The following is an 11,337-nucleotide window of genomic DNA, read 5'->3' as shown; positions in this document are numbered from 1 at the left end:
AACACACCGGTCACCACCGGCTGCCCCCTCCCCGCCGGCTGCACTGTCCAACCCGGCGTCCCGATGGGGACCGGGTGCCCCCTCCCGACAGGCTGCGCCTTCCAAGTCAACACACCGGTCACCACCGGCTGCCCCCTCCCCGCCGGCTGCACTGTCCAACCCGGCGTCCCGATGGGGACCGGGTGCCCCCTCCCGACAGGCTGCGCCTTCCAAGTCAACGCACCGGTCACCACCGGCTGCCCCCTCCCGACAGGCTGCGCCTTCCAAGCCAACGCACCGGTCACCACCGGCTGCCCCCTCCCGGTAGGCTGCGCCGCCCCGGTGGGCGCGCCGGTCACCGAGGGCTGTCCCCTACCCGCCGGCTGCGCCTTCCAGGCCGGGGTCACCATGCCCGCCGGATGCCCCCTCCCGTCAGGCTGCGGGGCGCAGGCTCAGTTGCCGCCTTCGTGTCCGTTGCCGCCAGAGTGCCAAGTACCGCCGGAGCAGTTGCCGCCTTGGTGTCCTCCACCAGCTGGTTCGCCCCAGGAGATGCAGGCTTCCGGCAGCCGGCTGCCAGGAAAATTGGAGTCATCCGCGAATTACCCAGATTCCAGGTACGAGTGAGTTCAGGCTAATGTTGCGCCCGCGGGCGCTAGCCCTGCCTCACGCGTTCGCGGCCGCTGGCGCCACGTTGCCCGGCACCGGTTCGTGCCGCAGGTACGTGCGGCGGAACCGGCCGGTACCGGACGTCAGCCCGCGCAGCTGGACGGCGTAGCGCAACAATTCCTCGTCCGGAATCTCGGCGGTGACTTCCGTGATTTCGCCGCCCGCCGACGTCGTTCCGGTCACCCGCCCCCGGCGGGAGGACAAGTCACTCATCACGGAACCGACGTACTCGTCCGGTGTGCTGATGGTGACCGCCGAGACGGGTTCCAGCAGCTGTATCCGGCCGGCGGCCGCGGCCTCCCGCAACGCGAGCGCACCCGCCGCCTGAAACGCGGCATCCGAAGAGTCAACGCTGTGGGCCTTGCCGCCGACCAGCGTCACGCGGATGTCCACCACCGGGAATCCCGCCGAGACGCCTTTCTGCATCTGGGCGCGGACGCCTTTCTCGACCGACCCGATGAACGTCCCGGGGATGACGCCGCCTACGGTCTTATCAACAAACTCGAAGCCGGCGCCGCGTTCGAGCGCCTCGACTTCGATGTCACAGATCGCATACTGGCCGTGCCCGCCGGACTGTTTGACGTACCGCCCGTGCCCGGTGGCCGGCGCCGCAAACGTCTCCCGCAGCGGCGTCACCACCTGGACGGTCTGGAGCTTCACACCCTGATCGCGCAGCCGGTCCAGCACCACCTCGCCATGGGCCTCGCCCATGCACCACAGGATGAGCTGGTGGGTTTCCGAATTGCGCTCGACGCGGAGGGTCGGATCCCCGGCGGCAACCTTGCCCAGGCTCTTGGCGAGGGCGTCCTCGTCACTGCGCGTGGCCGCTTCGACGGCGACAGGCATGAGCGGCTCCGGCATTTCCCAGGCCACCACCAATAGCGGTGTCTCCTTGGCGGAGACGGTATCGCCGGTCTCGGCGTTGCCCAGTTTGGCGATCGCGCAGATGTCACCGGCCACGCAGTACGGCACCGGCCGCAGGCTCGCCCCCAGCGGCGAGTACAGATGCGCGAGCCGTTCGTCGCTGTCGTGGTCCTCGTGGCCCCGCTCCGCCAATCCGCGCCCGCCCACGTGCACGGCCGAGTCCTCCCGCAGGGTGCCCGAGAAGATGCGCACCAGGCAGATTCGTCCGAGGAACGGATCGATCGTGGTGCGCACCACCTCTCCCACCAGGGGGCCGCCGGGATCACAACTCAGCGGGCCGGCCGGCGAGCCGGCAAGGTCCGTCACGGCCGGCAGGTCATGCTCCAGCGGCGACGGGAACGCCCGGATGAGCATGTCCAGGAGCTCCGTCATGCCCAGTCCCGTCTCCGCAGAGGCGGCCAGCACCGGAAAGAACGATCCGCGCGCCACGGCCGTTTCCAGGTCGCCCACCAGGACGTCGACGTCGATCTGCTCGCCGCCCAGGTAGCGGTCCATCAGCGACTCGTCCTCGCTCTCGGAGATGATCCCTTCAATCAGCGTCCCGCGTGCTTCCTCCGCGGCGGCCAGCTCCTCCGGCGTGGCATCGCGGACAGCCGGCTCCGCACCGCCCTCGGCATAGTCCGAAACGGTCCCGGAGAGGAGCCCCAGCAGGCCGGTCGTCGTACCCTCCGTACGGATGGGGAGGTATGCCGGCACCACCGAGTCGCCGAAGGCACGCTGGCACGCGGCGACGGCGGCCTCATAGTTGGCCCGCGGATGGTCCAGCCGGCTGACCACTACTGCCCGGGGCGTACCAAGCTGATCGCATTCCGCCCACAGGGCAGTGGTGGCCGCGTCGATGTCGTCCAGGGCCGAGACCACGAACAGTGCTGCGTCAGCGGCGCGCAGCCCGGCGCGCAGTTCGCCGGTGAAGTCTCCGTAGCCCGGGGTATCGAGCAAATTCACCTTGATGCCGTCGACTACCAGCGGCGCGACGGAGAGCACCACGGAGCGCTGCTGGTGGACCTCGGACGGTTCGGAGTCGCTGACGGTGGTGCCGTCAACAATCGAGCCCATCCGCGTGATGGTTCCGGCGGCGGCGAGCAGCGCCTCGAGCAGCATCGTCTTGCCGGCCCCCGAGTGCCCCACGAGCGCCACGTTGCGGATCTTCTCCGGCGTGTCTGCCGGTGCGCCCGCGGACGCATCGGGCCGCCGGAGATCGGAACTGCCGCGGCCGGGGCCCTTGCCCCGGCCATTAGTGCCTTTCACAGACATCGTCGTCTCCTGGCATCCTGGTGGTCAGCCGCCGTGCGGCCTTTGTAAAAGATTCGACACCCTCGGACGGCGTTGAGCAAGAGGGCAACGTTGTGTACGCTCGTACACATGGCGAATTACTTCGCGGATGATCCGCGCACAAACCGGGAGCGGATGCTCGCAGGCGACTTGTACATTTCCGATGACCCGGACAACGAGCGCGAATCCAAACGGGCCGTGAAGCTGCAGTCGGAGTACACGGCAGCCTATGCGGAGGACCCGGACGGGGCGCGGCCCATCCTGGCGGACCTTCTGGGTTCCCTGGGCGACGACGCGCACATCAAGCCGCCGCTGTACGTCGACTACGGCACGTTCATCACGGTCGGGGCCCGCACGTTCATCAATTACAACCTCACGGCCCTGGACGTGGCCCCGATCATCATCGGCGAGGACTGCCAGATCGGTCCGAACGTGCAGCTCCTGACGCCGACGCACCCGGTCGAGCCCCAGCCGCGGCGCGACCGCCTGGAAGCTGCAAAGCCGATCACCATCGGCGACAACGTGTGGCTCGGCGGCGGCGCGATCGTCCTGCCCGGCGTCACCATCGGTGACAACTCCGTAATCGGCGCGGGGGCGGTGGTCACGAGGGACGTCCCGGCGAACTCCGTGGCGGTAGGGAATCCCGCCCGCGTTGTCCGCGAAATCTGACCCCGGTGGCGACGCGCCGGTTTGATCCGGACAGGCGGGACCGGATCATCGATTCGGCCCTCGAGGTCATCGCTGCCCGCGGAGTGGCGGGCACGTCGCACCGCAAGATCGCCGACCATGCCGGAGTGCCCCTCGGCTCCATGACGTATCACTTCACGGCCATGGACGAGCTTCTGGGGGAAGCATTCAGGCGCTTTGCGGATACAGTCGCCGACGGCTTCGAGGTCCGGCTGGGCAACGCGGCCAATGCGGATGCGGCACGGCAGGCCGTGGTGGACCTGATCCACGTCGACCTGCTGGACAGCCAGCGGGACCTGGTCCTCACCCTCGAGCTCTACACGCTCGCCGCCCGCGAGCCGGTGTTCCGCGAGATCACGCGGGACTGGATGAGCCGGAGCCGGCATGCCCTGGAGCGCCATTTTGACCCTGCCACCAGCAGGATGCTCGACGCGCTGATCGAAGGGCACTTCATCCACGCCGCTCTCGATACCGAACCCCATGACCGCTCCATCACGGTGGACGCCGTCAACCGCATCACGGCCGTACCCTCAAGCCCAAACGACTCTCCCGGAAAGTTCTGACCGAATGACCCTCACCTTGAACACCAACGTCAAGGCCGCCACGGTGGCCACCTTCCTGGTCTTCGGCATGAACGGGCTGGTGTTCGCCAGCTGGGCGGCGCGCATCCCGGCCGTAACGCAGACCCTGAACCTGACTTCCGGACAGATGGGCACGCTGCTGCTGTGCATCGCCGTCGGATCCCTGGTTGCCCTGCCGTCCGCGGGGTGGGTGGTGGGCCGGATCGGCACAGCAAACACCATCCGCGGAGCTGGCCTGCTCGCGGCTGCCGCCGCAGCGGGCATCGCCTTCGCCCTCATGGCAGGTTCCGTGCCCGCCACCGCCGTGGCCCTTTTCTTCTACGGCATGGGAATCGGGCTGTGGGACGTCGCGCAGAACACCGAAGGCGCCGACGTCGAGCACCAGCTGGGCCGCACCGTCATGCCCCAGTTCCATGCCGCCTTCAGCGGCGGAGCCTTTCTCGGCGCCGTGATCGGGGCGGCCCTGTCCGCCCTGGGCGTCGGGCTTCCGGAGCACCTGCTGGTCATTGCGGTCATCGTGGTTGTCCTGTCCCTGACCGCGCCCCGCTACTTCCTGCCTGCTGAACCGGCCGGCGTTTCCGGCCCCGCGGCGGACGCCCCCGCACGGCACGCCAAGGCCCCCACCGCCTGGAAGGACGGCCGCACCCTGCTCATCGGCGTCGTGGTGCTCGGCGCCACGCTCACCGAGGGCGCCGGAAACGACTGGATCGCCAAGGCCGCCGTGGACGGCCTGGGCGCCATGGAGTCCACCGGCGCGCTCTTGTTCGCGCTGTTCGTCGCGGCAATGACGCTCATGCGCTTCCTCGGCGGCCGGGCGATCGACAGGTTCGGGCGCGTGGCGGTGCTGCGGGCCAGCATGGCAGCCGCCGCCGTGGGGCTGGCCCTGTTCGTCTTCGCCGGGAACCTCGTCCTGGCCGGTGCGGGGGCAGCGCTCTGGGGCATGGGTGCCGCCCTGGCCTTCCCGATGGGCATGTCTGCGGCCGCCGATGACCCCCGGCACGCTGCGGCGAGGGTGTCGGTCGTCTCCACGATTGGCTACGTGGCGTTCCTGGCAGGACCGCCGCTGCTGGGCTTCCTCGGCGACCTCACGGGCATCCACCTGGCCCTGTTGGCCATCGGCGCGCCGATCCTCCTCGCCCTGTGGCTCGCCCGCGCGGCGGAGCCGCTGGCCACCGAGTCAGGCCTTAAATGACGCCCGCCCTGACGCGGCCAGACACGGCCCCGGGTGATCCGGCCCGGCCCTATCCGCCGATGTACGACATCTCGATCCTGCGGGCCGCGGGGGCGTCCGCCACAGCGGGAGTGTCGGCGCTGCGCTGCTCGGAGTAGCGGTCCGCGCGGCCGCCCCAGAGGGAGGACAAGGCCACGGAGAGGTCGGCGTCGGAGGCGCCGCCGCGCAGGAGTGCCCTCAGGTCAGTGCCGGCCGTGGCAAACAGGCACGTGAAGAGCTTGCCGTCGGCGGACAGCCTCGCGCGCGTGCAGCCCCGGCAAAAGGCCTGCGTGACGCTGGAGATGACCCCGATTTCACCGCTGCCGTCCCGGTAGCGCCAACGCTCGGACGTCTCGCCGGGGTAGTTCGGCGCCACCGGGTCCAGCGGAAACACCGCGCCGATGCGGGCCAGGACCTCGGCGGAGGGCACAACCTGGTCCATCTTCCAGCCGTTGGATGCCCCAACATCCATGTACTCAATGAACCGGAGGATGAACCCGGATCCCTTGAAGTGCCGGGCGGTGTCCACGATGTCCTGGTCGTTCTTCCCGCGCTTGACCACCATGTTGATCTTCACGGGCCCCAGCCCCGCCTCGTGGGCGGCGTCGAGGGCGTGCAGGACCTTGGCCACGGGATAGCCGGCGTCGTTCATGGCCTGGAACGTTTCCTCCCGGACCGAGTCCAGGGACACGGTAATGCGGTTCAGCCCCGCGTCCTTGAGGATCCGGGCCTTCTGCGCCAGCACCGAGCCGTTGGTGGTCATGGCCAGGTCCGGCGCCCGCCCGTCGGGGGTCCGCAGCCGGGCCAGCATGCGGACCAGGACCTCAAGGTCCTTCCGCAGCAGGGGTTCCCCGCCGGTCAGCCGGATCTTCAGTACTCCGTGGGCCACGGCAATCGACGCCAGCCGGGTGATTTCCTCAAACGTCAGCAGCTGCTCCCGGGGCATGAAGACATATTCCCTGCCGAATATCTCCCGGGGCATGCAATAGACGCAGCGGAAATTGCACCGGTCCGTGACTGAAATCCGCAGGTCCCGGAGGGGCCGGTGGAAGGTGTCGGTGATGGATGTGGCGTCCATGCAGCGCCCTTTCAAAGCGGCAGCAGCGTCCACCGCTCGTATATCTCCCAGCGTATGCCCGCGGGCGGGCCCCCACAATGACAGCCGCCAATGGCCGGCCCCTGGACCGGAGCCGGGTCACATCCTGCGTTTGGTCCTTGCCGTCGCCGGTGCCGTCCACGGGTCCTCCGGCCAGGGGTGCTTGGGATAGCGTCCGCGCATCTCGGCACGGACCTGCGCGTAGGGTCCGGACCAAAACGAGGCGAGGTCGTCGGTGACCGCTAGGGGCCGCCTGGCCGGCGACAGCAGGTGGAACAGCACCGGCACCCTCTCCCCCGCCAGCCGCGGCGTCGCTGCCCAGCCGAAGCATTCCTGCAGCTTGACCGCCACCACCGGCCGGCCGCCGTCGTCGGCTGCGTCCGGATAGTCGATGCGCACCCGGGAACCGCTGGGCACCTCGAGCCACTCCGGAGCCAGCTCGCCCAGGCGGGCGGCGTCTGGCCACGGCAGCAGCCTGCGGAGAGGATCTGCCAGGTCGATGCCGTTCGTGGCGGCCCCGCCGGCCAAGGCCTCCAGCTCCGGCGCCAGCCATTCGTCCAGCCGCCCCAGCAGCGCCTGGTCGGAAACGTCCGGCCAGGGTTCCCCCAGTTCCCGGTGCAGCAGGGCGAGCCGGCGGCGCAAGCCGTCTGCCGCCGTCGACCATCCGATGGTGCCGAGCCCTTCCTTCTTCAGCGCGCGGGCCACCGCCGCCCGCCCCTCCTCCATGGACGGCCTGACCGGCGTGGATGACAGCGCGATCGCTCCCAGCCGGCGTTCCCGTCGGGCGGTCACGCGGCCCTGGTTGAACCCCGCTTCCACCGTTTCCTCCATGAGGTGCCGGGCAGCGGCCTCTGCCGTGTCCGCCGTCAGCGGCGCCGCGGAGCGGATGACGGCGCCGGTCCCGGCCGCGTCGCGTCCTTCGGCGCGCGACACCTCCGCGACGGCCAGCCACTCGTGCCCGGTCAGCGGGCTGCCGGCCGGGAGCCCGGCCCTGGTGCCGGAGGACAGCAGGTAGCGCTCCGGCCCCTGCCCCGGCACGCGGCGCGCCACACGGTCCGGAAACGCGAGGGCGACGACGAACCCGACGGCCGCTGCGCCGGTCACCGGGACAGCAGGTTGGGAAGGCGCGACGCCGGCGGCTTCCTTGCGCGCGATCGATTCCATGCGCCGGACATCCTCCGCCCAGCGCCGCGCCGCCGGGTCGGCCCCCGTCCGAAGGGTGCTCAGCAGCCGCGTCAGGTCGGCGCCGGGGGCGCGCTGGTCCCCGGCAACCAGGGCGACCGCCTCCGCCGCCGTCCGGTGGCCCACGGCGGCGGCACCGTCCAGCAGGGCGCGGGCCAGCCGGGGGTCCGCGGGAATCCTGGCCAGGGTTTTGCCGAGGCACGTGGCGTGCCCGTCCGGTTCCACCGCGCCGAGCTCGCGCAGCACTTCAACGGCCTCGTCCATCGCCGCCCGCGGCGGGGCGTCGGGCAGGGCCAGTCCCCGCCCGCCGGGTGCTCCCCAACAGGCAAGGACAAGGGCCGCACCCGTCAGGTCGGCCACGGAGATCTCCGGTGTCCTGTGGGCCGGCGCGGCTCCGAACGTCTTCTGGTCGTAGCAGCGGACCACCTGCCCGGGGCCCTGCCGTGCGGCGCGTCCGGCGCGCTGATCGGCGGACGCGCGGGAGCAGGACACTGTCACCAGGCCGGACATGCCGCGCGCGGAGTCCCTGCGCGGCTCGCGGGCAAGCCCTGCATCGATGACCAGCCGGACTCCCGGAACCGTGAGGGAGGATTCGGCGAGTCCCGTGGAAACGATGATCCGCGGCGGGCCGCCCGCGTCCCGCCCTGAGACGGCGCGGTCCTGCGCCTCCGGGCTGACCTGTCCGTGTAGCTCCAGCACCTCGGTGCCCGTTCCAACCCGGCCGCGCAGGCGGCCCGCGACGTGGGAGACCTCCCGGGCGCCGGGGAGGAACACCAGGGCGTCAACGTTCAGGTCGCGTGCCAGCGCTTCGGAGTGCGCGGCCGCGGCGGTGTCGGCCACATGGTCAAGGAACGCGCGGGTCACGCCCCGCGGGTCCAGTCTCGGCACCGGCGGTGGCGCCCAGCGGGTTTCCAGGGGGTACAGCGCGGAGGGGCAGTCGACGACGGGAGCCGGGCCGCCGCCGTCGTTCTCCCCCGCCGGAGCATCGCCGATCAGGGCCGCGAACCGCGGCGCGTCCAGCGTGGCGGACATGGCCACCAGCGTGAGGTCGCCGCGCAGCTGGCGGACCTCGGCGAGCATGCCGATCAGCAGGTCTGTCTCCAGCCCGCGTTCGTGAACCTCGTCGAGGATGACGGCGTCCACGGCCTCCAGGCCGGGGTCCGAGAGCAGACGCTGCAGCAGGATGCCGGGGGTGACGAACTCGACCACCGTGCTGGAGCCGGCCTGGCGTTCACCGCGGACCGTGTACCCCACGCGGTCTCCCAGCCGGCTGCCGTCCAGGGTGGCAAGCCGCCGCGCCGCGGAACGCGCGGCCACTCGGCGCGGCTGGGTCACGACGATCCGCGGGCCGTTCTTCCGTGCGGCGCTGGCGGCGATATTTGCGAGAAGGGGCGGGACCAGGGTGGTCTTGCCCGTGCCCGGGGGCGCCTGCACCACGGCCGTTCCGCCGGCGCCCTGCGCGCGCAGCGCTTCTGCAAGCAGCCCCAGCGAATCCGCGAAAACCAGCCCCGTTTCGATGGCGCCCAAATCGAAGGGCCCGTGGGGAGGAACGGGTGCAGGAGGCCTAGCCGGTGAAGTCACCCGTCCATTGTGCCTATAATCCTTGGGCGCATTGTCCTCAGGACGGTAAGCCTTGGGCCGGGTGCCCGGCGCTCCGGCCGTTCCTGTGAGAAGCCATAGCTTGCCTGAGGTAAGCTGTCCAACCACGCCCGCTGGTCTTCGTGACACCCACTGGTCTTCATGACAAGGGAATATCGGCGCAATGGTGTAGGTTGCATATCCGTCAGAGTAGAACGCCAGAAAAGAGAAGCACCTAAGTGGCAACCGATTACGACGAAGTACGTTCCGACGTCAAGGAATCCCAGGACAACTCCCTGGAGGCGCTGCAGTCCGCAAACGCCCCTGATGCCCGCAGCGTGGTCCGTGAGCTGGATGAAGCAGATGCGATGGACGACTCCATCGTTCCCGGTGGTGAATTTGTGGCCGAGGAACTCGTGGTCCAGGTGGTCCCCCAGGCGGAGGACGAGTTCACCTGTTACTCATGTTTCCTGGTCCGGCACCGGTCACAGATCGCCCGCGAAAAGAACGGGCACGCTTACTGCATCGAATGTGAAGGCTAGGCTCCCGCTGGCGCGGCTGCGAATTTCCAGCCGCACCGCAGGGTAGTTTTGCGGGGCCGCCTCCCCTGGGAAGGCGGCCCGGAACAAGTGCTGCGCTGGCACCTGCCTGCCGCCGCCTGGACCGCCGGCGGTAGGCCGCAGACCGCAGACCGCCGCTCCAGCAACCCCCGAATACCGCGCCCGCCCCGCCGGCCAGCAATAGAACCGGCAGGGCGCTCCCGGCCAACGAGCTACCCGCCAAATACCGGGCCGGTAGCCATAATTTGTGGAGTCGAAGGCCTGTACGGCCTCCTCCTGAAAGCTATTGAACTAGCACCGCGAGGCCGCGACGCTGCCATGCAGCCAGCGCGCGAGCCCGTCGCCGACCAGATCTGCAGTCCCTGCGGCGCCGCGCGATGGAGCCACAACTGAGCCCGCGTCGCCACGAGAGAGGCGCGGCCAACCCCGCCGCAGGATGCCCTCGCACAGGGCCAGCGATCTGCGCCCACCAACTCCCCTACTGCCGTCCTACAGACGCGCCCGCCGACCTCGACGACCCTGTGAGCCACGTCATGGAAAAACCTTGACAAACTTGTACAACTCTTTCCATACTGGAGGGGCAAGGGTTTCAACGAGGCAACTGGAGGACCAATGGCGGCCAAACTCACCGACGTCGCAAAGCTGGCGGGCGTCTCGCTCGCCACGGCGTCACGGGCGTTCGGAGACCCCGGCCGGCTGGCGGCAGAAACCCGCCAGAAGGTGATGGACGCTGCTGTCCAGCTCGGCTACGAAGTGCCGGGACTCACGGGCAGCCGGACTTTCGGCGTCGTCGTGCCGGACATCTCCAACGCGGTCTTCGCCGCCCTCATCAAGGCCATCCAGGACCAGGCCTGGCACGGCCGCCACCGGATGGTGCTGGCCGACACCGCCGAATCCTCCGCCCGCGAACGGGACCACCTCGCAGCCTTCGCCACCGGGGTGGACGGCATCATCCTGTGCTCGCCGCGTCTCCCCTCGGACCAGATCCACAACCTCGCGGGCAGCGCACCGCTCGTGGTCATCAACGGCGAGGCCGACCACGCCGCACGCGTCCTGATGGAGGCCGGCGAAGGCCTCCGCCAGGCCGTGGAACACCTCCACGCGCTCGGCCACCGCAAGCTCGCCTACATCCCCGGACCGGCATCGTCATGGGCCAACGGCCAGCGCGTTTCCGCCATCACGCGCCTCTGTGACGAGTGGGGCATTGAACTGGTCACCGTGGGCAACCAGAACGCAACGGTCGACGGCGGCCTGGCCGCCGCCGCATCGGTCGTCGCCAGCGGCGCCACCGCCGTCATCGCCTACAACGATCTCGTGGCAATCGGCATGCTCGCCGGCGCCCGGACGCTCGGCTACCACTGCCCGGAAGACATCAGCGTGGTGGGCATCGACGACCTCGACATTGCCGCCGCCGCCGAACCCGGGCTCACGTCCGTGCGGGTTCCCATCAGCCGCAGCGGTTCCCTCGCCCTTGAACTCCTCCTCGAACAGATCGCCGGCAAACCGACGGCCACCGAGGCTGTCCACCTCAATTCACAGCTCATCGTGCGCGGCTCCACCTTCGCGGCGCGCACCGCCGACCACACCCTCCAGGGAAAGTAA

8 protein-coding genes are annotated in these 11,337 nt (G+C 69.8%); 5 read left to right on the top strand and 3 right to left on the bottom strand.

Annotated features, from left to right (window positions below; translation table 11 throughout):
• Nucleotides 1-642 precede the first annotated feature (642 nt).
• Complete coding sequence (locus ABFP37_RS18380) at nucleotides 643-2,817, bottom strand: elongation factor G-like protein EF-G2 (RefSeq protein WP_347034429.1); 2,175 nt, start codon at nucleotides 2,815-2,817, stop codon at nucleotides 643-645.
• A gap of 114 nt (nucleotides 2,818-2,931) precedes the next feature.
• Here ABFP37_RS18380 and ABFP37_RS18375 point away from each other — a divergent pair, with 114 nt between their 5' ends.
• From ABFP37_RS18375 to ABFP37_RS18365, 3 genes are read left to right on the top strand one after another with little or no spacing between them, the layout of a single operon-like run.
• The gene (locus tag ABFP37_RS18375) at nucleotides 2,932-3,510 is read left to right on the top strand and encodes a sugar O-acetyltransferase (protein WP_078029323.1); all 579 of its coding nucleotides are present in this window, start codon (nucleotides 2,932-2,934) and stop codon (nucleotides 3,508-3,510) included.
• A 5-nt stretch (nucleotides 3,511-3,515) separates the two neighbouring features.
• Nucleotides 3,516-4,091, top strand: coding sequence for a TetR family transcriptional regulator (locus ABFP37_RS18370; protein ID WP_347034428.1), 576 nt, complete (start codon nucleotides 3,516-3,518; stop codon nucleotides 4,089-4,091).
• 4 nt (nucleotides 4,092-4,095) lie between these two features.
• The gene (locus ABFP37_RS18365; RefSeq protein WP_347034427.1) at nucleotides 4,096-5,301 is read left to right on the top strand and encodes an MFS transporter; all 1,206 of its coding nucleotides are present in this window, start codon (nucleotides 4,096-4,098) and stop codon (nucleotides 5,299-5,301) included.
• A 49-nt stretch (nucleotides 5,302-5,350) separates the two neighbouring features.
• Here ABFP37_RS18365 and moaA read toward each other — a convergent pair whose 3' ends face one another.
• Both moaA and hrpB read right to left on the bottom strand, forming a co-directional pair.
• Complete coding sequence (gene moaA, locus ABFP37_RS18360) at nucleotides 5,351-6,397, bottom strand: GTP 3',8-cyclase MoaA (protein WP_347034426.1); 1,047 nt, start codon at nucleotides 6,395-6,397, stop codon at nucleotides 5,351-5,353.
• A 117-nt stretch (nucleotides 6,398-6,514) separates the two neighbouring features.
• Nucleotides 6,515-9,178: an ATP-dependent helicase HrpB gene (hrpB, locus tag ABFP37_RS18355; RefSeq protein WP_347034424.1), complete on the bottom strand. Its 2,664-nt coding sequence runs from the start codon at nucleotides 9,176-9,178 to the stop codon at nucleotides 6,515-6,517.
• A gap of 236 nt (nucleotides 9,179-9,414) precedes the next feature.
• Here hrpB and ABFP37_RS18350 point away from each other — a divergent pair, with 236 nt between their 5' ends.
• Entirely contained in the window at nucleotides 9,415-9,717 is a 303-nt protein-coding gene (locus ABFP37_RS18350; RefSeq protein ID WP_056626960.1) for a DUF4193 domain-containing protein, read from the top strand.
• A gap of 630 nt (nucleotides 9,718-10,347) precedes the next feature.
• A complete protein-coding gene (locus tag ABFP37_RS18345) occupies nucleotides 10,348-11,337 on the top strand; it encodes a LacI family DNA-binding transcriptional regulator (RefSeq protein WP_078029318.1) in 990 nt (329 codons plus the stop codon).

The organism is Burkholderia sp. RS01 (genome assembly GCF_039748055.1).
Taxonomy (GTDB): domain Bacteria; phylum Actinomycetota; class Actinomycetes; order Actinomycetales; family Micrococcaceae; genus Arthrobacter.
This window is presented reverse-complemented; position numbering and strand designations above follow the sequence as displayed.